Consider the following 23,588-nt stretch of genomic DNA (forward strand, 5'->3'; position numbering starts at 1 on the left):
CTAGAAAAAATCTTTTAATAAACTCACCTTGCTAAGCTCTAATTTAGCTATTGATTCTATCTTATTAGCACCAACATTCTTATTTTTCTTATACAAGTTCTTGACATCCCCGAAAAACCAATGAGGATATAATAAATCTATCTTTAATAATTCTAACATTTCAGGAGATAGCTTGTTGTACTCTTCATAATATGATAAAGTTGTCTTTATTATATTTTCTTTCCATACTCCTCCCTTTTGCATCTTCTTACCTATTATTTTTCTAAGGTCTCTTATAACTAAATCATAAGTTACTCCATCAAGATCTATCACATAAGGACCATTATTTGAATAAATAACATTCCCAACCCCATAATCCTGATGACATAAATTAAATTTATGAAGCTCATTGTCGCAAATATTAAAATAAGATGATTTTTCAATCATATCTATACTAATATCAGCAAGCTCTATTATAGAATCTATATTGTCAAAATATGCTTTATGAGATGCATTATTTAAATTATTAGAAGCCTCATCCTTCCATTTTAGCATTCTCTTTTTCATAGATTCATACTGATTTTTCCACTCTCCTATTTTTGATGATACTTTAGCTTCTTCAGGAGGTATATAACCTATAGAATCAATATGAAACTTAGCAAGAGCCTGCATTGCAATTCTAAAATCTTCAGCCTTTCCAAAGTTCAGATCTTTTGACTCTATCCATTCATATACTACAAATAACTGTTCGTTATATTCAGTCAAAGGCTCTCCATCATTGTTTAAATATATACTCGGAACATGTCCCCCTTTATTTCGTATATATACTTGTGCATTAACTGAGAATAAAGCTCTTTCCTTACTGTGTCTAAGTCTTTTAAGGCATACTGTTTTCCCATTATAGTCAAACTTCCAAATAGTCTTAAGTCCACTATTTTGAATTATTTTAAATTCATCTACTTCCATCCCATAAGTTAGTAAAACATCCTTAGCTAGTTGATTTAAAATCGACATATATATTCCTCCCCTTACCTTGGAATAATCTCTTCAAAATTATTTATAATATGTTCTACTGATTTTTCAATAGATATCATTTCCTTTAATCTCTTAACATACTTTTGCTCTGTCCAAGTCTTTTCTCTTTTTTCATAATATTTACTCATTATTCCTACAAATAAATGAGGGAATGTTAGTGTAGGTTTTAATAAATTCCATTGATAATCTTCAAGAGGATTTTGCTCATTGTACCACTTTACTATTTTCTTTGTGAGTTCCAATTCCCATCCATCATTTTTTCTCTTCATTATCTTATTTAATATCTTTCTAATATCTCTAAGAGGTATATCAATAGTCAAAGAATCCGTATCTAATATATATAATTTCCCGGAGTTCTCCAATATACAGTTGCCAGCTGTAAAGTCTTGATGGCAAAGACCTCCATTTTCATCTATTTCTTTCACCCAATCACTGTAAGATTGCTGATAAAATCCATCTATTGAACTCTTTATTCTTTCATAAAAATGAGTATATTCCTTAAGTATAATGTTCCCAAACTCGGAATGTTCCTCTTTATTAAGTTCCTCATCATAGTATTTTTCTAATTTATTCATATCTTTTTCGTACTTCTCTATCCAAAGCCCAAGATGAGTTCTAACCTTATAATCTTCTCTAGGCTTAAATCCTCTAGATGCCTTATGAAATCTTGCAAGCTCGTGTATTATTCTTTTAACATTTTCATCACTTGAATAATCAAGAGTAGAGCCATCAATAGCTTCACTTAATACAAAGCAAATATCATCCTTTATAACATAATCATCTCCTGATTTGGTCTTTATTATCTTAGGTATATAAACTCCATTACTATTCAAATGATTAACTGCATCTATAATAAAATCTAGTGTTTTATATGAAAAAGACTGCTTCTTAAGTATTTTATAACCCTTATCAGTATTAATCCACCAAACACCTTTCTTACCTTTATAAGATTCTAATTTTATTCCTTTAACAGCTATATCATATTCCTTCAAAACAGGAGTTATATCTTCACCTTTTGCTGGCATATTCTCTCCTCCTTCAATCTCATAAATTTCTAACAGATAAAATTAATGGGGGCTTTCGCCCCCTCCTTTTTATAAAGTTAAACTTAGTTTTTAAAAGTCAATTTCTTCTTCCTCTTCTTCAAATTCTTCAAATTCCTCTTGGTTTGCCCAACTTATTTTAACAGAATAGGATCCTTCTACTTCATTATTTTCATATTTCACCTTGTATACTAATTCTTTATCACCAGGAAGTACTACTTTTTCGCCTTCTATTTCAAGTATTTCTTTCATTAGTTTTGAATAATTTTCCTTCAAGAATGCATATAAATCTTGTTTGCTTCCTATATATTTTTCTTGATATTTCACTTTATAATTCCCCCTCCGTATGATTATTTAAAGTTTGTAACCTAACTTCTCTATATTATATTCTGTATATAAAATTTTGTTACTTATAATAAATAAAAATTTTTGATGTATTTTATTTGTTCATGTATACCTTTTTCTATATCAAATTCACATTTATATCCTAAAAACTTCCTTATCTTGCTTATATCAGAGTAAGTATCCTTTACATCTCCTTTTTCAAAATCCAAGTAATTTATATTAGCTTTTTTATCTATAAGTTTTTCTATTATTTTTACTAGATCTATAAGCTTTATTGGACTTTGACTCCCAACATTAAATATATCTGATTTAATATCTGAATATGCAGCTTTTATATTGGCATCCACTATATCATCTACATATGTGAAGTCCCTTCCCTGATTACCATCTCCATATATGCATATTGGTTTATCATTTAATATATTTTTTATAAATGTGCTAATAGCCATCTCTGGTCTTTGTCTTGGTCCATAAACTGTAAAATATCTAAGAGATATAACTGGTAATCCGTAATTTTTGCTATAAAGATCACATAAATTTTCTGCCGCAAGCTTAGTAACTCCATATGGAGAGTAAGGCTTTGTTATTTGTGTTTCCTTCATAGGTACAGTATTTATATTTCCATACACCGAGGATGATGAAGCATAAACTATCTTTTTTATATCAAATTCTTTAGATTCCTCTAAAAGTTTTTGAGTTGCAGATATGTTATTATATATATACTCTTCAAAATCATATCCCCAACTTCCTCTTACTCCAGGTTGACCTGCCTGATGAAATACATAATCTACATCTAAATACTTTTTTAAATCACAGATTACTAAATTTTCACTTACCAAAGTGAATTTATCATTTAAAATCAAGTTTTTTAAATTAAATTCTTTTATATCTTTAGAATAATAATCAGTAAAAGAATCTATTCCTATAACCTCAAATCCTTCATCTAATAGTCTTTCACTTAAAGTGGAACCTATAAATCCTGCACATCCAGTTACAAGTGCTTTCAAAATATCAACCCCCTCAAATTAAGCATTTAGTATACTTATATGATTTTAATTAAAGCTAAGTTCTAAAAAAAATATTGATTTTAATATCACATTTCTATCTCACCTTGAATAATATATATAAGTATAGAGAAGGAGGGGGTATTATGGATAATAAGTATAAGAAAGATAAACGTGTAACAACTATTATCACTAATACAGTTTGCGGTAAAAAGACGCAATTATGTCAAAATACTATAAGCTTGGATATTGATGATATTGTACTACCTACTCAAATTTTAGGTTCAGCTATTAGAAATGCTCATATTGAAGAGACTAAAATCGTTGATATATCAAATGATTTTATGTTAGTAAACGTTATTGGAGAATTTGAAGTTCATGTTTGGTATGAAGAAAACGACAATACAAATGTAGTGAAAAGTTTCGAAAATTTCTCGCAAAATGTATCTATACCAGTGTTTGAAGGTGTAGATTACTACAGCAAAAAAATACTGTGTAAACTTTCTAAAAAACCAGTATCTCTAGGTGCAATGATTATAAATAAGAGTGGATGCCCTACTATTTCTGTAGAAGTAGAGTATGAGATTAAAATGGAAATCACAGGAGAAGCTCGTATTAACGTTTTATGTTATTTAGAAGAAAAAGAATGTGAACCTAATACTAGAAAATTAGATTTTTGCTTTGATGACGACGATGATGATCACGATGACTAACCATTAAGAGCATGTAATATTACATGCTCTCTTTTATTCTTTCACTACAAAAATAATTATTTTTATAATAGTAGTATAAATTTTCTATTTTACATTCTAGTCCACTTCTATTTTTAAGTAGTGCAAACTCAATTTTTCTAGGATATTGATTCTTAAGTTCATGATATTTTCTTATTTTTTCAATATCAGTTCCATTTTTAAACTGTTCAGATATATTCTTAAACTGCAAATATGCAGCTACATCTGCTATATCCTCTATATCATATATATCCTTAAAGCTATTATAGTTTGCCTGTTTAAAATATGAATCTCTGCTTTGAGATGACATACATATTATAGCTATACCTAGATTTTTTACCATATCCTTTAGCTGACTTAAATTACAATCATTTTTTTCTTTATCGGTAATTTTAGTATCTAAAGACCTAATAGCTTGTATATAGTCTATTATTACAATAGGCTTAGCTTTTTTTATTTTTATATGATTTTCTATTCTATCTTTTATCTGATTTATTGAAAATTTAAAATCACATTCAATAATATCTATTCTTCGAGAAACTTCTTCTTTATATATATCAACTACTTTTTCTAACGCTTCTCTATCAATTTCATCATAACTTATATCGAGTGAATCTAATTTTTTATATTTTCTAGGATTTAATAAAAATAGTTTTCTACATAAACTTATATCTGTAAGTTCTCTTTGCTTCATTTGATATGAAAAAAATAAAACCTCATGTCCTTGCCTACATATATTGTCTCCTATTTGATTTAAAAAGTCTGTCTTTCCAAAACTAGGCATAGCACCTATAACATAAAGTTGATTAGATATTCCCCCACCTATTAATTTATCTATATTCTCAATTCCTGTTGAAACTTTAAATTTGCCTCTATATTCATTAGTATTATTCAAAATCTCATTTAAATAAGAATTTACATTTTCATAATTATTTTTAAAACGTCTACCCATATATCCCCCTTAAATACACTCTAATTTTTTAAAGCTACATTATTTTCTTTTATATGATTTATATTGAAATTAAGTCCTTTAAGCTTATAAAATAATATATCCTGCTTAATATTATCTGAATTCTTATTAAATATATATTCTATCTTTTCATAAATGATTCTCTTTTTAGTATTACTCTGCTTGTTGAATATATATTTTCTGAGTTTATTATGGGTGAATACATATTTATTTTTACCGCTATTTACATCTTCTTTTATAATATTTTTTACTTCTAATTCATCTAAATAATCTATTAACTCAAGCTGAGATTTACCCGTTATAAGCTTTAATATATTTATATTAAAACCTTCTAAAAATATAGATGCTATATCAAGTATTTTAATTGATTCGCAAGATAAATCACTTAAAACGCTCTTTAGCATTTGGATACATTTATCAGACATTGTATCTTTATTTTGATTGTCTATATTATCTATAATTTCATTAATAAAGAATATATTTCCTTCACTTTCTTTATACACTTTATCTGATATGTTTTTGTCAAATTTACATTTAGAGATTTTTAATTTACATATTTCGTATACCTGCCTTTGATCAAATCTCTTAAGCTGTATATTTATCAATTTCTCATTTTTAATCATAAAATTCTTAAATCTATCTATATTATATTCATAAGAAGTTCGAGCAGTCGCTATTAAATTTATATCGTCTTGTCTTATAAGTAGACTCTTTAGTAAATTTATACTGGTCTTATCCATCCAATGTATATCATCTACTAATATCACAATTTTTTTGTTTTTAGATACCTTTTCAACTATATTTACTATAGTATTTTTTATTAATTCAAGTTTCAATAAATCTAATTTTTCATATTTGTCGTGGTTCATATCAAATATAGGAAATATAGTGTCTATATTTTTTTTCCAAGACTTCGGTATATTTATATTTTGATCTTTTATTATCTTATTCAAATTTATAAGTATATCATTCCATGGCTTTAATAAGCTTTCTCGTTCCCCTTCATAGCAAGTTATATCTATTATATAAGATTTTTTTTTGTTAACATTATTTATAAACTCATCTTTAATCTTTGTTTTTCCTATTCCAAATTCACCTGTTATAAGTATTGATTTTGAATCTTCTCCTTTTATAAATTTATTGTAATTATCAAGTATATACTTTATTTCTTCCTCTCTATAATAAAATAAGCTCTCTTTTTTAAATTCTATTTGGCTTATATTTTTTTCATTTAATATTTTTTTATACAAATTATAAGTCTTATCATCTGGTTTTATTCCAAGCTCTAAATCTAGCATTTTCTCTAACCTATAGTATAAGTTTATTGCCTTATAAAAAAATCCCTGCTCGTAATATATATTCATCAAAGCCCTGTAGGCTCTTTCATCAAATTCATCCTCATTCATAAATGCTTTTGCACATACTAAAGCTTCTTCGTACTTTCTTTTTTTCATCAACAATTTAGTCTTATTATATAATCTATCTATATTCATATCTTTATATTTTTGTCTTTTACTATTTATCCACCAATTAAAATTTTCATTATTTTTTAATATAAGTCCTTTTAAAAATTCGCACTTCCCATTTTCAAAATATATATCTTCTTTATTTAAAAAATCATTTAAATCTGTTTTTATATGTGTCTGTGGATTTATACTAACAGTGCTTTTTTTAGGGGATATTATTATATCCATATTAAATACTTTTCTTATTTGATACATTGCATTTCTAAGGTTTTTCTTAGCAGTACTCTCCTTTGAATCCTCCCATAAAAGGTTGACAAGCTCATCTCGGGTAGCTTCTTCGTTTATTACTAAATAATAAAAGAGTGCCTCCGTTTTTTTATAAGGAAAACAAATAATATCATTATTCTTAGATACACTATGATTATTAAAAAATTTTATATTTATAATATCCATAACTATAACCCTCTTTTTATTAATTATATTTTATAAGTTCTGTATTTTTAAACAATAAATGGTATAGATTTAAAACTATACCATTCATTATATTTAATAAAACATCTTAATTAAGTTTTCCTATCTTTTCTTCTATTTTATCAACTATTATATTTGAGATTATCAAATCTTCACATTTGTTTATTTCTTTATACATTATTATATCTTCTTCTATAGTCTTAGTCTTTTCTCTTATAAGTTCATAAGCTATATTAGTTCCAGTTCCAAGACTTTTGTTCTCATTAAGGTCTATTCCTTGTGCTGCTCCTAGCATTTCCATAGCAAGTACCTTTCTTACATTTTCCATTACTTCTCTAGCCTTTCTAGCTGCTATAGTACCCATAGATACATGATCCTCTTGATTTGCTGATGATGGTATAGAATCAACACTTGCTGGATGTGCTAATACCTTATTCTCAGAAACAAGTGAAGCAGCAGAATATTGAACTATCATAAATCCAGAATTTAGTCCTCCCTTTTTAGTTAAAAATGCAGGAAGTCCTCCTAATGTAGGATTTACAAGTCTTTCAAGCCTTCTCTCTGACACATTTGCAATCTCAGCTAAAGCTATAGCTAAAAAATCAAAGCTTAAAGCCATAGGTTGTCCATGGAAATTCCCTCCTGATATAACTTCCTCTACCTCAGGGAATATAAGAGGGTTATCAGTTGCAGCATTTATTTCAATCTCTACTCTTTTCTTTATATAATTAATAGCATCCTTACTAGCTCCATGAATCTGAGGAGTACATCTTAATGTATATGCATCTTGAACTCTAATTTCTCCTTGAGTTGTAGTCATCTTACTATTTTCTAGTATATTTAAAATATTTTTAGCTGCATTTATTTGACCTTCATGACCCCTAACTTCATGTACCTTTTTATCAAAAGCTGTAACTATTCCATTAAGAGCTTCCATAGTAAGTGCTGCAGCGATATCTGCAGTTTTTAATAAATTAACTGCATCATATACTGTTAATGCTCCAACAGCAGTCATTACCTGAGTTCCATTTATAAGTGCAAGACCTTCTTTTGATGTCAGTTCCACAGGTTTTATATCAACTTTGTTTAAAGCATCTATACCGTTTATTTTTTCTCCTTTATATATAGCTTCTCCTTCACCAATCATAACTAAAACCATATGAGAAAGTGGTGCTAAATCTCCGGATGCACCAAGTGATCCTTTTTGTGGTATTAATGGATGAACTCCTTCGTTTAACATTTTAATAAGAGTATTTAAAGTATTTAATCTTATTCCTGAATATCCCTTAGCTAGATTGTTTATTCTAAGAAGCATTATGCTTCTCGAAACCTCTTCATCAAAGTATTCTCCTACCCCACAAGAATGACTTATTATTAGATTTCTTTGTAATGTTTTAGTCTCTTCTTTACTTATAACAACGTCAGAAAATTTGCCAAATCCTGTAGTTATTCCATAAACTATCTTTTCCTCATCAACAAACTTATCAACTATATTTCTAGCTTTTATAACTTTTTCCTCTGATTCTTTAGTAAGTTCTACCTTGTATCCATTTCTAGCTACATTGATAACATCTTCAATAGTTAAACTCTTCCCGTCTATATATATCTTATTCAAAGTAATACCCCCCTTTTTGAAATTATCTAAAAATTCATTTTGTTTATAATTTATTCTATATTCGTAATCATTTTCCCTTTATCTTTTTGATATATTTTGCAAAATATTTATGGTTTTTACATTTTATGTAAATCAACACACATCGCTGTATCACTTTATTTGAGCACAGTGGTGCATTTTTTAAACCTCTTATTCGACATTAAATTATGGGTTTTAAATAAAAAAAATGTACAAAAAAAATAGGTCATATATGACCTATTTTTTAAGAACACTTTGTCTTTCTACAAGACTATACGGAAGAAGAATTTTCTTATCTTCTAATCCCTCACCATTTATCATCTTAACTATCATTCTAATAGATACAGCTCCCATATCATATATAGGCTGTTTAATAGTAGTAAGTGCTGGTCTATATAAAGATGCTAATTTAATATCATTATAGCCTGATACAGATATATCTTCTGGCACCTTATACCCAGCATCTAATATACAATTTATAACCCCTACTGCTATTTCATCATGAGATGCAAATACTGCATCTGGTATATCCTTTGCTTCAATAAGCTCACTCATAAGATAATATCCAGATTCACTAGTTGCATCTCCTTCTTTTACAAGATTTTCATCAATTTCTATATCAGATTCTTCTAATGCTTTTTCATATCCTCTATATCTATCTGAATCCATTATACTATCTTGTACAGATGATTTCATAAATGCTATTTTTTTATTACCGTTTTCTATTAGGTATTTTGTCATATCATATGATGCTTCAAAATTGTTAATACTTACAGAATAGACATCAAATTCACTTGCATTCTTACTTATGTATACAGCTGGTATATTTGCTTTTTCTATTACATCTACATGGTCTTGATTCATCTTCCATGATACAAATATTATACCTGCCACCTGCTTTGATTTTAAAAGATTAATATATTTTAATTCTTCATCAGGTTCTCCATAACTATTACATAAAACAATATCATAATTATATATCTTACCCACTTCTTCTATTCCATTAAGTAATTCTCCCATAAAAAAATCAGATATATCCGGTACTATTACTCCTATCAACTGACTTTTCTTGGTTACTAAGCTTCTAGCTAGTGGATTTGGAACATATCCCGTTTCTTCTATTATTTTTAATACTCTTTGTCTTATTTCATTGCTTACAGGCTTCGAATTGTTGATTACCCTCGAAACTGTCGATATAGAAACTCCTGCTTTTCTAGCTACATCCTTTATAGTAATCATTGTATCACTTCCTCTCATACTTTAAATTTTTTCCTTATTTAAAGTTTATATTCTCTATATTTATTAAATGTTAATTATACCACTTATTTATGTAAAAAACAAAGAGCTAGATTTTAATCTAACTCTTTGCTTGTATTTTTAATATTAATGACAATCAAACTCGTTGCAAGAACAAAGTATTAATATTAATATTAAGAATGGGATCCAATCACATATATCAAGATCATCTAAACAATCTTGGAATATTAAGAATAAGAAGAATAACGCTATAATCCACCAACCATCAAAGTCTTTAAAACAACCCATAATCTTACCCCCTTATAATTTTGAAGGAATATCCTTCTTGATATATACTATGATTTTAGTTATTGATTTGTTATTAATTTATTGTTGATTTTTTTCTAAATATTAGCAACATTCAAACTCATTGCAAGAACAAAGTATCATTACTAATATTAAGAACGGAATCCAGTCACATATATCTACGTCTTGAATTGTATCTTGGAACAATACAAATAAAAAGAATAACGCTATAATCCACCAACCATCAAAATCTCTTAAGCAACCCATAATATTACCTCCTTAATAATCTAAAATTAATTTGAAGGTTTTGCCTTCTTAATATATACTATGAATTTGCCTTATAATTTGTTAACAGCAGTTAAATTCATCACCTGCACACAATATTAACACTAATATTAAGAACGGAATCCAATCGCATATATCAAGATCTTGTATACAATCTTGGAACAATACAAATAAGAAAAATAAAGCTATAATCCACCAACCATCAAAATCATTAAAACAACCCATAATGTAACCTCCTTGTTTTTTTGAAGGTTATACCTTCTCATACATACTATGTACGTTAAGTTAATTTGGTTAATACATATACATGAAAATTTTGTTTTTATGTATATTCCCTTTATAATGGCAACGAATCTTAGATAACTATGTTACTCAAAAAAAGGAAAAAAGCTAGTTAAAAACTAGCTTTTTAGCACCCAAATCCACCGTCACAACAGCAAAGTAATATGATACCTATTAGTATTATAAATAAGAAGTTATTGTCATCGCCACATCCACCGAAAAAGTCAAAATCACAACAACAGAATAATACTAATAATAGTAGTATCCATATAAACCCACCATCGTCGTCGCATCCACCAAATAATCCACCTCTAAATAAATTCATCTTTTCACTCATTTTATTACCTCCCATAAATTAATATTCAAAGGTTATTTCCTTCTCATTTATGTTATGAGGTTTTATCTAATTGTGTTACTCTTATAAGAATCTTTTTTAATTTTTTTTGTATTTCATTTTTAGATAGTTTATTGTATGTATTATAGTCACTTATGTCTTGTTTTAGTTTGTGCTTATTATTTAATTTATTAATTATAGCTGTTTTTAATTTTTCTAACGAAATCATTTTATAATCAATATATGTTTCAAGAGATTTATTATTTTTAATACTTGACATACCACTTTTCAGATTGTCTATTCGTTTTATGTATTCGCTAACATTATTTTGCGTAATGTAATTTTTATTAAAATCTTCAACTATAAAATTAGTTTCTCTTATATATGGGTTTATATTGTTAACATCATTTATCAATTTATTCTGATAGATAGTTAGATTCACACAAAAAAACAATGAGTACAATATAAATATAGCTATAAATTTTCTCATATATTTCCTCCTTAGTATTACTTTAATTATATTTATATTCATATTTGTACAAGTTATTACACTTATTTAACTTAATATAAAGCAAAACATCCTTTAAAAGCTGTTAATTGCTTATCTTTAAAGTTAAAAAAATTTAGTTTTAAAGTTTTTAGCTTCCAAATAAAAAAATATATTGAAAAATTTTTAAACATGTAATAAACTACTATTAAAAATATTAGTTTATTATTGTTTAGGAGGTAACAAATATGTTTGAAAAAATAAAAGAGATAATAGCAGATCAATTAGGTGTAGATGATATAGATTCTATAACACCAACAACTTCTTTAGTTAATGACTTAGAAGCTGATTCTCTTGATGCTGTTGAAATAATGATGGCTCTTGAAGATGAGTTCGATATTGAAATTCCAGATGAGCAAGCTGAAAACTTCAAGAATATAGGAGATATATGTGCATATATCGAAAATAATAAATAAAAAAGATAAGAGGCTATCTCAAAATAGAAAGTAATTTCTATATAGAGATAGCCTGTTGTTTTATTCTATATATTAATCTTATATTTTCTCCAGTTCGTCTGTTAAAACATGAGCTAACATGTTTTGTCAATATAAAAATTGGCTTATGCCAATTTTCTAGTATTTTTAAATAATATATTTATAAGAATTACTAGCAAAATGATCTATTCGATATCATAATAGTAAAATTTTTCAATTTAGTCATTGACATTTCCATAGTAATTGATTATAATTATTTTTAAAATTAAATATTTTTAAGTAACTCTTATCAAGAGTGGCGGAGGGATCAGGCCCTATGAAGCCCAGCAACAGCTAGTATTTACTAGAAATGTGCTAATTCCTGCAGTAATATTACTGAGAGATGAGGGAATAAAATAGTTGTACATAACTATTCTAATCTAACAACCAATTCTCAAAGACTGTAGAAATGGTTGTTTTTTTTATTCTTCTCATTTTAAAATTAAAATTTTAAAAGGAGGATTAATTATGAAAGAAAAAAATTTAAATTTTGAAACACTCTGTGTACAAGGAGGATACAATCCAAAACCAGGAGAACCTAGAATATTACCTATAATACAAAGTACAACATACAAATACGAAGATCCGGACCATGTTGCCGCCTTGTTCGATTTAAAGGAAGAAGGTCATATGTACTCTAGAATAAGTAACCCAACAGTTTGTGCATTTGAAGAAAAAATATCACTTCTAGAAGGTGGTGTTGGTGCGGTAGCTGTGTCATCTGGTCAAAGCGCTACAGCTTTATCTATTTTAAATATATGTACAAATGGCGATCATATTTTGGCTTCATCTACTTTATATGGCGGAACCTTCACTCTTATTTCTTCAACTCTTAAAAAATTCGGAATAGAAGTTACATTTGTTGATCCTAGTTTATCTAAAGAAAAAATACTAGAATATGCAAAAGAAAACACAAAATTAGTTTTTGGCGAAAGTATTGGAAATCCTGGACTTAACATTCTAGATTTTGATAAGTTCTCAGAGGTAGCTAAAACAATAAAAGTTCCTTTTATTGTAGACAATACTCTAATAACGCCATATCTTCTAAAACCACTTGAACTCGGTGCTAATATAGTAATTCATTCAGCTACTAAGTATATCGATGGTCATGCTTCAAGTATTGGAGGAATAATTGTAGATGGAGGAAACTTCGATTGGACTAGTGGTAAATTTGATGAATTAGTATTACCTGACCCAACCTATAACGGAATTAGTTATGTAGAAAAATTTAAAAATCTAGCTTATATAACTAAGCTTAGAGTTCAACTTCTTAGAGATTTAGGAAATTGTTTAAGTCCTTTTAATTCTTTTTTATTTAACTTTGGGGTTGAAACACTCCACCTTAGAATGGAACGTCATAGTGAAAATGCATTAAAGTTGGCTACTTTTTTAGAAAAACATAAAAATGTAAAATGGGTTAACTACCCTTATCTTAAAAGTAGTAAAACTTATGATAATGCAAAAAAATATCTTAAAAAAGGAGCAAGTGGGATCCTAACATTTGGTATTGAAGGTGGAATTGAAACTGCTAAATCCTTTATTAAAAATTTAAAAGTTGCTTCACTAGTCGTTCATGTAGCAGATACTAGAACTAGTGTACTTCACCCTGCCAGCACAACTCATCGCCAATTAAGCGAAAAAGATCAATTAAATGCAGGTGTTACACCTGATTTAATTAGAGTTTCAGTAGGAATTGAAAGTATCGATGATATAATAGATGATTTTAACAATGCTTTAAATAATATATAATTCGAGGTGATATTAATGGTTTCAGTAGCTGTTTTAGGAAATGGAGTTGTAGGCTCTGGTGTTTGTGAGCTTATTAATAAAAATGATAATAATATAAAACTATCAAAAGTTTTAGTTAAAAATATAGATAAACATAGAAGTGATAAAAATTATAGTATTATAACAGATAAAATCGAAGATATTTTTTCTAAAGATATAGATATAGTAGTAGAACTAATTGGAGGTATACACCCAGCTTATGAATATATAAAAACAGCTTTAAAAAATAAGAAACATGTTATTACAGCAAATAAAGATCTAATTTCAAAATACGGAGAAGAACTTTTAGAACTTGCTTATACAAATAGTGTAAAACTTTATTTTGAAGCAAGTGTTGGAGGAGGTATTCCTATAATCAAAAACATTAAAAATTACTTAATAAGTAATGAAATTAAAAGTATAAAAGGTATACTAAATGGAACAACAAATTTCATTTTAACAAAAATGAATAAAGAAAAAACGTCTTATGAAAATGCCTTAAAATCAGCCCAAGAGCTTGGATTTGCAGAATTTGATCCTTCTTCAGACATTAATGGATACGATAGCGCAAGAAAACTTTCAATTCTTTCTACAATAGCTTACAAGAAAAAAGTTTGCTGGGAAAATTTTAAAGTTGAAGGAATTCAGGATATAACTGAAAGTGATATAAAAAAAGCAAATGAATTAGGAGGAGTTATTAAACTTTTGGGTATTAGTAATTTTGAAGATGGTAAGGTTTATGCAAGCGTTAGACCAGTTATAGTGAATAAAGATTCTGAGTTTGCAAAAATAAATGATGAATATAACTCTATCATAGTAGAAGGCGATAGCGTTGGTAAACTTACATTCAATGGCAAAGGCGCCGGAAAACTTCCAACAGCTACTGCAGTATACTCAGATATAATAGACTCTATACAAAACAAAGAAAATTCTTTTTTATTTAACTATGAAAAAGCTTCGCTTGAAAGTAATTCTAATACAAAATGTGATTGGTATATAAAAATCAACTATAAAAAATCACATATAATCTTAAATGAATTAACTGAACATTTCAAAAATTTAGATTTAGAAATCAATAAAAAAACTAATCAAATCCTTGTAATGGCTAAATCTGAATGCGAAAAATATATAAATGAAATATCAGACAGATTACTTCAATTAGAAGATGTTGATTCTATAAACTCTTTAATGGTTTTAAATAATTAAAGGAGGGATATGAAATGCCTCTTTTAATATCACAAAATGCTTCTTTATACAATGCTTTGACTTATGAAGGTGTATGTTTAATAGATAAGTGTAAATTTAATAAAAATATAAAGCCATTAAAGATTCTTATTTTAAACTTAATGCCTACGAAATTAGAAACTGAAATTCAACTACTTAGAGTCCTAGGATTTAGTAATCACTATATAGAAATAACATTTTTAACAACTAAAACATATACATCTAAAAATACCTCTAAAGATCATTTAGGTATGTTTTATAAGACTTTTGGCGAAATAAAAGACGAATATTTTGATGGTATGATTATAACTGGAGCGCCAGTTGAACATTTAGATTTTGAGGATGTTATATACTGGAATGAGCTTAAAAGTATAATGGATTATTCATCTAAAAATATAAAATCTACTTTCCATATATGCTGGGCAGCTCAAGCAGGGCTTTACCATCATTATGGAATAAAAAAATATAATCTAGATAAAAAGATTTTTGGTGTTTTTTCCCATAAGTTAAATATTCAAAATTCAAAATTATTAAATGGATTTGATGATGAATTTTTTGCTCCACATTCAAGGTATTCATTTATCAAAAAAGATGATTTTAAAAATTTAGATAATCTTCAAATATTATCTGAATCAGATGAAGCTGGAATATATATAGTAAAATCTAAAGATTTAAAAAATATATTCGTAACTGGTCATTCAGAGTATGATTCTTATACTCTAGGTAAGGAGTATAAAAGAGATATTGATAAAAATATAGCCGTTCAAATTCCTAAAAACTATTTTTTGGATGATGATCCAAATAATAAGCCTATTGTGAAATGGAGGGGTCATTCTAATTTATTGTTTTATAATTGGATAAAAATATTGACTTCTCTATAAGTAAAAATAAGAGGGATACCCCTCTTATTTTTCTTCATAAAACTTAACATTCTTAATTACTATATCAACACTTCCATCCGGATTCTTTTTCATTTGATATTTGAGATAGTCATCAAATTCGTCCATACTACCTTTTATTTCAAATCCAGTATCCGTTTTTATACTTTTCTTTTTAAGCTTTTTTTCAACCCATTTTTTATCTATTGAAAAATTATTCTCTTCTATTCCGTCTTCAAACATCTGCTCTTTAAACCCATACTTTAAATCATCATCTTCTACTGTTTTTTCTATGAATTCTTCTATATCTACTACTTCTTTTTCTTTTAATGTATAAAGCAAATTCTCTCTCATAACTCTAGCAGTATCTATATCATCATAAAAACTATTTGCTATCCATTTTTCAGTTGAATCTCTAAATATTTTAGTTTTATCTTTATCATCAAATACAATACTGCAATCAAATAATTTTTTTACAAAGAAACTTTCATCCCTATAAGCTGATTTAGCTGCTTTTTTATCTAAAATTTCTAAATGATATTCATCATTAACACCACTCAAGCCTACTATTGCAGCAGCTTTTATCTTTTGGGAAGAACTTAAAAGACCAACTTCATGAGGAACTAAATTTATCTTTAATCTTTCTTCTACTACCTCAATTGAGTGAGTATAAGACTTCTTGTATTCAAGCGGAAGTATTTCAACATAAGTATCCTCTTTTATAGAATATAAACATATAGCTAAATCACATGATTCTGTAGATGAATCTGTTTTCATTTTATCAAATATATATTGAGCAATCTCTTTTGAATTATCTACAAATGTATTATTATCATATATTATTGCTTCACATAGATCTTTCAATTTATTCTCATTTTCATTGAATGTAGCCTTTTTAAAATCATCATCTCTTAATACTTTTTTAGTATGCTTTTGTAAAAGATCTTCTATCTCCTTTGTCATCATTCCCTCAAAATCATTTAAAACAGGCATATCAGAATTTTTATCTAATACATGTATTATAAACTTGTGTATTATCATTATTTCTCCCCCTTTAGTTTTTCTATTAATTGTTTCATATCGTCTGGAAGATCAGCTTTAAAATTAAGTTTTTCTTTAGTTCTAGGTTGACTAAATTCTAATTCATATGCATGAAGAGCTTGTCTTTTTATTAAGTTTTCATCAACATATCCATAAAGTTCATCCCCTATTATTCCATATCCTAAATGGCTTAAGTGTACTCTTATTTGATGGGTTCTTCCAGTTTCAAGTAATACTTCTACTATTGTAGCATCTTCTAATCTTTCTATGACTTTAAAATGAGATACTGACTTTTGACCTCTTTCATCTACTATTCTTTTTATACTGTCTTCTGCCTCTCTATATATGGGTTTATCTATAGTACCGAAATCTTCTTTTATTAAACCTTTTACTATTGCTATATACTTTTTAGTAACATGATTATCTTTCATATCTTGAGATAATAAGTGATGCGCATATGCATTCTTTGCAACTATTAATAATCCAGATGTGTTCATATCTAATCTATTTACAAATCTTATTCTAGGATCCTCATCCTTGTCCTTTAAATAAAACATAATCCCATTCGCAATAGTTTTATCAGGATGACTCTTTGTTGGATGAACAACCATGTACGGAGGTTTGTTTATCATCATAATGTCAAAGTCTTCATACTGTACATGTGTATTTAAATTTTGAGGTTCAAAATGATTACTTTCTTCGTCTATTTTAACTTCTATCAAATCACCTACTTTAGTTTCATAAGAAAGAGTTTGATATTTTGAATTAACTAGTATATTTCTATCTTTTTTCATCTTATTTATAAACCTAACAGACATATTCAGTTTATCTAACAAAATCTTTTTTAATGTAAGTTCTTTATCTTGTACCTGATATTCTATCAAGTTGTATCTTTGTTTTTTCTTATCTAACAAATTATTACCTCCTAATTATAATAGTCAATAAAAGTATTATATTATTTATATTTTTAATAGGCAAGTTATTAGATTAATGTAATTGTGTTATAATATGTTTAGGATTAACGAAAGGGAGATTTTATATGAAAAAAATTATAAATATAACTGCTAATTTATCTGTCATCTCTCAGGAAACTGCCAAAACATTAAAGATAAAATTAGAATCCAAGGGGTTTGAAGTTACAGATAAGCTAACTTCAAAAGTAGATCTTATAGTTTGCATAGGTGGAGATGGTTCTTTTTTAAGGACAGTTCACGAATATAACTTTACGTCAATACCTATCATAGGTATAAACACAGGTCATTTAGGTTTTTTTCAAGAAATACATCCATGTGAAATAGATGATTTTATAGACTCTTACATAAAAAATGATTACTATATACAAGAAATAAATCCTATAAAATCTTATATCTACACCAAAAATAGATGTATTGAATCATTTGCTATAAATGAAATAGCTATAAAAAACAATCTATCAAGAACGATACATTTAAATTTAAGTGTAAATAATAATTTTATAGAAAAATTTAGTGGAGATGGAATAATATTATCAACTCCAACCGGCTCTACTGCATACAATTATTCATCAGGTGGTAGTATTGTAGACCCTAGTTTGAAATTAATTCAAATAACTCCTCTATCACCTATCAATACCAATGCCTATAGATCCTTTACTTCTAGTATAATATTATCTGAGCATTCTGTAGTTGATATAACTCCAGAGTATAGATTTGAAAATTCTGTTTTGATAGTTCACGATGGTGTTGAACATAAATATAGTGAGACAACTAAAATTATAATAAAATCTTCTGATATTAAAATTAAATTACTTAGATTTAAAAATTATGAATTTTGGAGTAAAGTATCAGAAAAATTTTTATAAAGCGAATTTTTTAGGAGGGAATGCATATGAAATTAGGAATAATAAGCGATACTCATGGAAGCTTAACTTATTTTGATAAAGCTTTATCTTATTTAAACAACTGTGAATATATTCTTCATGCAGGAGATGTATTGTATCATGGCCCTAGAAACCCACTTCCGGATGGATATAATCCAAAAGAATTAGCTGTTAAAATCAATTCTTTAAATAATTTAATATTTGCAAGTGGCAATTGTGATTCTGATGTCGATCAAATGGTTATAAACCATCCGATTCAGACACCTTTTGTATTTAGTCGACTTGGTGATTTAAGTATTCTTATGTGCCATGGCTATAGAAAATCAAAAGAAGATATAATAAAAATGGCAAAAGAATATAAAGCAGATATATTAGTATCTGGTCACACTCATATAAAAGAGCTTTACAAAGATGGAGATTTAATAGTTCTTAATCCAGGCAGTACGTCTTTACCAAAAGACGGTACTCATTCAATAGGTATAATACAAGATAATTGTATAAAGCTTATAGATTTAATGACCGGTGAAGTTTTAAAAGAGATGAATATATAAAATTCGTCTAGTCGCTACGCACTGACTCATGTCGTCATGGTTTTCTATAAAGTAAAGGGTATTAAAATACACCTAGGCGTATTTTAATACCCTTTACTTTTAAACACATGCCTCTCTTTATTTTATCTGTACGAAATCTATTTAGCTTAACTATAAAATTTAATTATTTATTTTCTGTTTCATGCAACCCAAAGCCATGGCATTCCACAACAGGAAGTACAAATAAAAATCCAATACCTGGCTTTTCTATGTAGTTTAACTCTTCTTTTATTTTATCAACTGCTTTTCTTAATATTTTTTCATCTCTTATAACACTCATAATAGTTTTATTGTAAGGCTTATGTCCTTCTATCAACTTCTTTATACCAGAAAATACAGGAACATCTACATCATGCTCAAGAAGAACCTTTCCCATACCCTCGCTGTCTATAACAGTAGCTCCTAAGTTCAAATGATAAAATATGTCTAATACATCATCCAGTTTATCTACCTTATTCAAAACTAAAAATAAAGCATACATAACATAACCTCCCTTTAAATCAAATATCTATATATTAGAAATAAAACAACTAAATTTAATAAAAATATAGAAGGAATACCTATATAGAATTCTCTTTTTTGTGTTTTATGCCTAAAAACTGTCATTCCCATAACAACACCTAAAGCTCCTCCTAAAAGTGAACTTACAAAAAAGCTCAGTTCTTTTGTTCTAAACTGCCTTCTTCTAGCTTTTCTCTTATCTACGCCAGTAATTATAAATCCGTATATATTTATGATTATATAATAATAAACCAAATATATTCCTAAATTATTTAAATGTTGATTTATACCAGTATTTATTATGTTTTGGATATAGGTCATTCTAAAATACTCCCTTCTTTATTTAATTATATATTATTATATCACTTTTTATTATATTTTGTAATTTGCAAAAAAAAACAAATCCAATATAACTGGATTTGTTTTTTTTAATTAATTTTTAGATTCATATTTTTGAACTATCTTAACAATAAGGTCTACTGCTTTTTCCATAGCAAACGTAGGTATATATTCGTATTTCCCGTGGAAATTGTGTCCTCCAGTAAATATATTAGGCGTTGGAAGTCCTTCAAATGAAAGTCTAGCACCATCAGTTCCTCCTCTTATAGGCTTTATCATCGGTGTTATACCCGTTTCATTCATTGCCTCTTCAACTATATCAACTATATACTTTACAGGCTCTACCTTTTCCTTCATATTATAGTATTGGTCATTCATATCTAATACAGCAGTATTTTCACCATATTTTACATTAATTTTACTTACAACATCTTTCATAACCTTTTTTCTATTTTCGAAACTATTCATATCGAAATCTCTTATTATGTATTCCATCTTAACTTCTTCGACATTTCCATTTAAATCATTTAAATGGTAGAAGCCCTCATATCCATCAGTCTTTGATGGTATTTCTTCTTTAGGAAGCATTTCATTTAGCTCCATACTTATTAAAACCGCATTTTTCATCTTATTTTTAGCATATCCAGGATGAACATTCTTCCCATTTATAGTAATATTAGCTCCTGCTGCATTAAAGTTCTCATACTCTAATTCTCCTATTTCTCCTCCATCTAGAGTATACGCATATTTTGCACCAAATTTTTCAACATCGAATTTATCAGCGCCTCTTCCTATTTCTTCATCAGGTGTAAATCCAACTCTTATTTTGCCATGCTTTATTTCAGGATTATTTATTAAATACTCCATAGCTGTAAGTATTTCAGCTATACCAGCTTTATCATCAGCACCTAAAAGAGTTGTTCCATCTGTAGTTATAAGTGTCTTTCCTACATAATTTAAAATCTCTGGAGAATCATTCGGAGATAATACAACTGTACCATCTTCACTTAATATTATATCTTTTCCATTGTAGTTTTCAACAATTTTAGGATTCACATTTTTTCCACTCATATCTGGAGCTGTATCCATGTGAGATATAAAACCTATAGTCTCTACATCTTTATCTGTATTAGACTCAAGAGTTGCCATTACATAACCATTCTCATCAACACTTGCATCTGTTAAACCTATTTCCTTTAACTCATTAACTAATTGTTTGGCAAAATCCATTTGAATACTTGAACTAGGGCAAGAACCTGAATCAGGATTTGCCTTTGTATCTTGCTTAACATATTTTATAAATCTATCAACAACATTACTCATATTTAAAAACCTCCCAGAAAACCTTTTCTTTATTTTACCATTGTTTTTTAAATAATAAAATAATATATATAACTTTTTTTATATTACGTCTACTTTTTTTAATATTTTGTATAGTATAACATAAATCATCAGGTAAATCATTCCAAGTATACCGTATGATGTAAGACCAATAAATATCATGGCCAGAGCTGTTAACGGATGTATTCCAACTGAATCTGATATAACTTTTGGCTCTATTAGTTCTATTATCACAGTTATTATAGCAAATAAAACAATTATACCAATAGCTATCATATACTGTTTTTTTATAATATAAAATATACACATAGGAATATATATAAACCAAATTCCAACGACTGGTATTATATCAGAAATTACGACTAAAATACTTATAATCAGCGTATATCTTATTTTTAATATCCAAAATCCTATTAAAGTACATATGAAAGTTATTCCAACTAATATTATATATGCTTTTAAATATCCAAACATCATATCATTTATTTCAGACAACATATTTTCAGCTCGTTCTCTTCCTTCATTACAAAAAAAAGATAAAAATTTACTTTTGATAATATTCATGTCTTTATCAAAAAAATACAAACTAAATAATATAACAAATACGACAATAGTTAAAAATGGAATAACAATTATAATTTGAATGCCTTTGTTTATAATATCTAATAAATCATCAAATATGTTATGGATATTAGAAGAAACCTGCTCTTGAACTTTCTTTACTATCTCTGGCTCAAACTTTTCATAAAGTATATTCAACTTATTCATTTGATGTCCTACATTATTGTATAATTCATTAAAGTCATCTATGGAGTTAATTATATCCTTAGATTCTATTTTTACATTAAATACTATAAACGCACAAACTAATAATAGAATTGTAAATATAAACCCCGATAATAATATAGCCGATAAACCTTTTTTTAAACGAAATCTTTTATATAAGTAATCTGTACATGGTTTTATAAGTACAGCAACTACAAATGCTAGAACAAATGGATATGTATACGATATTGTCAAAGAAAATATAATAAATATCAATGTATATATAAGTGTAAAAACAAATAACTTCTTCATATTTTGAATAAAACATTTATCAAACATACTTCATCACCTTTTTAAAGTACTTTAATTTTATTATCTGCTTTTATAGTTACGTGTATACATAAAAAATTCGTCTAGTCCCTACTCGCTGACTCATGTCCCCAACGATCCCTACGAGCTCCGTTGCTCAAAATAGTTGCATATGTAGTTCTTCCACCAATGTTATCCACAGGACTAAAATTTTATAATCCCTTAGTATATAAAAAATGCCAAGGTTATTTAAAATGTACCCTATAGAGTAGACACTATAAAAAAGTCTACTTTATAGGGTGTTTTTATGTATAATTAAATAAATGAGAATTCGGGGGAAAAAAAATGAGTAAAAAGATATTTACAGAAGAACAAATAGAAACTTTGGCACAAAATAAATATGTGAAAAATGTTACCAATAAAGCAATCACGTATACTGATGAATTTAAGAAAATTTTTATAGCTGAGAATCAGAACGGAAAAATTCCTAGAGAAATATTCGAAGAATGTGGATTTGATGTAGATATCATAGGGATTGATAGAGTTAGAGGATCTGGGAAAAGATGGAGAGCTACTTATAGAAATAATGGTGCGTGTGGTTTAACCGATACAAGAAAAACCAATTCTGGAAGACCAACAACTAAGGAACTTTCATTAGAGGAGAAGTATGCACGACTTCAAGCAGAAAATAATTTATTGAAAGCTGAGAACGAACTTCTAAAAAAGATCGATATGATAGAAAGGATGATGATACCAAAGAAATAAAATTGCTTCCTAAAGACAAGTTCATAATAATACGAGATATAGTAAAAAAATATAAATTGAAAAATATGAT

The 23,588-nt window shown here is 27.5% G+C and carries 26 protein-coding genes, 1 pseudogene and 1 riboswitch; of the genes and pseudogenes, 8 read left to right on the forward strand and 19 right to left on the reverse strand.

Features of this window, described 5'->3' with window-relative positions; all coding sequences use genetic code 11:
* From Tmeso_RS11955 to Tmeso_RS11970, 4 genes are all read right to left on the reverse strand, one after another.
* Positions 1–993, reverse strand: coding sequence for a CotS family spore coat protein (locus Tmeso_RS11955; RefSeq protein WP_099191500.1), 993 nt, complete (start codon positions 991–993; stop codon positions 1–3).
* Positions 994–1,007: 14 nt separating this feature from the next.
* Positions 1,008–2,039, reverse strand: coding sequence for a CotS family spore coat protein (locus Tmeso_RS11960; protein ID WP_099191503.1), 1,032 nt, complete (start codon positions 2,037–2,039; stop codon positions 1,008–1,010).
* Between the two features lie 90 nt (positions 2,040–2,129).
* On the reverse strand, positions 2,130–2,384 hold the full coding sequence (locus tag Tmeso_RS11965; RefSeq protein ID WP_099191505.1) for a transcription initiation factor IIE: 255 nt from the start codon (positions 2,382–2,384) through the stop codon (positions 2,130–2,132).
* Between the two features lie 83 nt (positions 2,385–2,467).
* On the reverse strand, positions 2,468–3,409 hold the full coding sequence (locus Tmeso_RS11970; protein ID WP_099191507.1) for an NAD-dependent epimerase/dehydratase family protein: 942 nt from the start codon (positions 3,407–3,409) through the stop codon (positions 2,468–2,470).
* Between the two features lie 143 nt (positions 3,410–3,552).
* Here Tmeso_RS11970 and cotE point away from each other — a divergent pair, with 143 nt between their 5' ends.
* A complete protein-coding gene (gene cotE, locus Tmeso_RS11975; RefSeq protein WP_099191509.1) occupies positions 3,553–4,119 on the forward strand; it encodes an outer spore coat protein CotE in 567 nt (188 codons plus the stop codon).
* Between the two features lie 19 nt (positions 4,120–4,138).
* Here the strand turns inward: cotE and Tmeso_RS11980 are convergent, their stop codons facing one another.
* The 9 genes from Tmeso_RS11980 to Tmeso_RS12015 form a co-directional block, all read right to left on the reverse strand.
* The gene (locus Tmeso_RS11980; RefSeq protein WP_099191512.1) at positions 4,139–5,089 is read right to left on the reverse strand and encodes a DnaB-like helicase C-terminal domain-containing protein; all 951 of its coding nucleotides are present in this window, start codon (positions 5,087–5,089) and stop codon (positions 4,139–4,141) included.
* 20 nt (positions 5,090–5,109) lie between these two features.
* Positions 5,110–7,026, reverse strand: coding sequence for an AAA family ATPase (locus Tmeso_RS11985; protein ID WP_099191514.1), 1,917 nt, complete (start codon positions 7,024–7,026; stop codon positions 5,110–5,112).
* A gap of 106 nt (positions 7,027–7,132) precedes the next feature.
* Entirely contained in the window at positions 7,133–8,659 is a 1,527-nt protein-coding gene (gene hutH, locus Tmeso_RS11990) for a histidine ammonia-lyase (protein WP_099191516.1), read from the reverse strand.
* Between the two features lie 255 nt (positions 8,660–8,914).
* A complete protein-coding gene (locus Tmeso_RS11995) occupies positions 8,915–9,916 on the reverse strand; it encodes a LacI family DNA-binding transcriptional regulator (RefSeq protein WP_278281459.1) in 1,002 nt (333 codons plus the stop codon).
* A gap of 144 nt (positions 9,917–10,060) precedes the next feature.
* Positions 10,061–10,222 (reverse strand): hypothetical protein, encoded by a 162-nt coding sequence (locus Tmeso_RS16480; RefSeq protein ID WP_099191519.1) that lies wholly within the window; start codon positions 10,220–10,222, stop codon positions 10,061–10,063.
* Positions 10,223–10,324: 102 nt separating this feature from the next.
* Entirely contained in the window at positions 10,325–10,486 is a 162-nt protein-coding gene (locus Tmeso_RS16485; RefSeq protein WP_187296339.1) for a hypothetical protein, read from the reverse strand.
* Between the two features lie 81 nt (positions 10,487–10,567).
* Positions 10,568–10,729 (reverse strand): hypothetical protein, encoded by a 162-nt coding sequence (locus tag Tmeso_RS16490; RefSeq protein ID WP_099191521.1) that lies wholly within the window; start codon positions 10,727–10,729, stop codon positions 10,568–10,570.
* 184 nt (positions 10,730–10,913) lie between these two features.
* A complete protein-coding gene (locus Tmeso_RS12010) occupies positions 10,914–11,123 on the reverse strand; it encodes a chorion class high-cysteine HCB protein 13 (RefSeq protein ID WP_242967919.1) in 210 nt (69 codons plus the stop codon).
* A gap of 52 nt (positions 11,124–11,175) precedes the next feature.
* A complete protein-coding gene (locus Tmeso_RS12015; RefSeq protein WP_099191522.1) occupies positions 11,176–11,610 on the reverse strand; it encodes a hypothetical protein in 435 nt (144 codons plus the stop codon).
* 245 nt (positions 11,611–11,855) lie between these two features.
* Here Tmeso_RS12015 and acpP point away from each other — a divergent pair, with 245 nt between their 5' ends.
* The 4 genes from acpP (at position 11,856) to Tmeso_RS12035 (ending at position 16,012) form a co-directional block, all read left to right on the forward strand.
* Entirely contained in the window at positions 11,856–12,083 is a 228-nt protein-coding gene (acpP, locus tag Tmeso_RS12020) for an acyl carrier protein (RefSeq protein ID WP_099191524.1), read from the forward strand.
* Between the two features lie 301 nt (positions 12,084–12,384).
* Positions 12,385–12,490: riboswitch (SAM riboswitch) on the forward strand.
* Positions 12,491–12,608: 118 nt separating this feature from the next.
* Positions 12,609–13,889 (forward strand): O-acetylhomoserine aminocarboxypropyltransferase/cysteine synthase family protein, encoded by a 1,281-nt coding sequence (locus Tmeso_RS12025; RefSeq protein ID WP_099191525.1) that lies wholly within the window; start codon positions 12,609–12,611, stop codon positions 13,887–13,889.
* A gap of 15 nt (positions 13,890–13,904) precedes the next feature.
* Positions 13,905–15,113: a homoserine dehydrogenase gene (locus Tmeso_RS12030; RefSeq protein WP_099191526.1), complete on the forward strand. Its 1,209-nt coding sequence runs from the start codon at positions 13,905–13,907 to the stop codon at positions 15,111–15,113.
* A gap of 14 nt (positions 15,114–15,127) precedes the next feature.
* Complete coding sequence (locus tag Tmeso_RS12035) at positions 15,128–16,012, forward strand: homoserine O-succinyltransferase (RefSeq protein WP_099191528.1); 885 nt, start codon at positions 15,128–15,130, stop codon at positions 16,010–16,012.
* Between the two features lie 24 nt (positions 16,013–16,036).
* On the opposite strand, the gene Tmeso_RS12040 is transcribed toward Tmeso_RS12035, so the two are convergent.
* Complete coding sequence (locus Tmeso_RS12040; protein ID WP_099191529.1) at positions 16,037–17,050, reverse strand: nucleoid-associated protein; 1,014 nt, start codon at positions 17,048–17,050, stop codon at positions 16,037–16,039.
* Positions 17,050–17,964 carry an RluA family pseudouridine synthase gene (locus Tmeso_RS12045; protein WP_099191531.1) on the reverse strand — a complete coding sequence of 305 codons (915 nt, stop codon included), beginning with the start codon at positions 17,962–17,964 and terminating at the stop codon, positions 17,050–17,052. The genes Tmeso_RS12040 and Tmeso_RS12045 overlap by 1 nt, the downstream gene beginning before the upstream one ends.
* 125 nt (positions 17,965–18,089) lie before the next feature.
* Here Tmeso_RS12045 and Tmeso_RS12050 point away from each other — a divergent pair, with 125 nt between their 5' ends.
* Positions 18,090–18,890, forward strand: coding sequence for an NAD(+)/NADH kinase (locus tag Tmeso_RS12050; RefSeq protein ID WP_099191533.1), 801 nt, complete (start codon positions 18,090–18,092; stop codon positions 18,888–18,890).
* Between the two features lie 26 nt (positions 18,891–18,916).
* Entirely contained in the window at positions 18,917–19,459 is a 543-nt protein-coding gene (gene yfcE, locus Tmeso_RS12055; protein ID WP_099191535.1) for a phosphodiesterase, read from the forward strand.
* Positions 19,460–19,622: 163 nt separating this feature from the next.
* On the opposite strand, the gene Tmeso_RS12060 is transcribed toward yfcE, so the two are convergent.
* The 4 genes from Tmeso_RS12060 to ytvI all read right to left on the reverse strand — a co-directional run bounded on the left by Tmeso_RS12060 (position 19,623) and on the right by ytvI (position 22,783).
* Positions 19,623–19,979, reverse strand: a complete 357-nt coding sequence (locus Tmeso_RS12060; RefSeq protein WP_099191536.1) for a hypothetical protein — start codon at positions 19,977–19,979, stop codon at positions 19,623–19,625.
* Positions 19,980–19,993: 14 nt separating this feature from the next.
* The gene (locus Tmeso_RS12065; RefSeq protein WP_099191538.1) at positions 19,994–20,320 is read right to left on the reverse strand and encodes a DUF1294 domain-containing protein; all 327 of its coding nucleotides are present in this window, start codon (positions 20,318–20,320) and stop codon (positions 19,994–19,996) included.
* A gap of 111 nt (positions 20,321–20,431) precedes the next feature.
* On the reverse strand, positions 20,432–21,661 hold the full coding sequence (gene pepT, locus Tmeso_RS12070; RefSeq protein WP_099191540.1) for a peptidase T: 1,230 nt from the start codon (positions 21,659–21,661) through the stop codon (positions 20,432–20,434).
* Positions 21,662–21,739: 78 nt separating this feature from the next.
* Complete coding sequence (gene ytvI, locus Tmeso_RS12075; RefSeq protein WP_099191542.1) at positions 21,740–22,783, reverse strand: sporulation integral membrane protein YtvI; 1,044 nt, start codon at positions 22,781–22,783, stop codon at positions 21,740–21,742.
* Between the two features lie 315 nt (positions 22,784–23,098).
* Here ytvI and Tmeso_RS12080 point away from each other — a divergent pair.
* Positions 23,099–23,588, forward strand: a pseudogene (locus Tmeso_RS12080) (HTH domain-containing protein); the annotation flags it as partial.

The sequence above is a fragment of the Tepidibacter mesophilus genome (assembly GCF_002724055.1).
GTDB lineage: Bacteria > Bacillota > Clostridia > Peptostreptococcales > Peptostreptococcaceae > Tepidibacter_A > Tepidibacter_A mesophilus.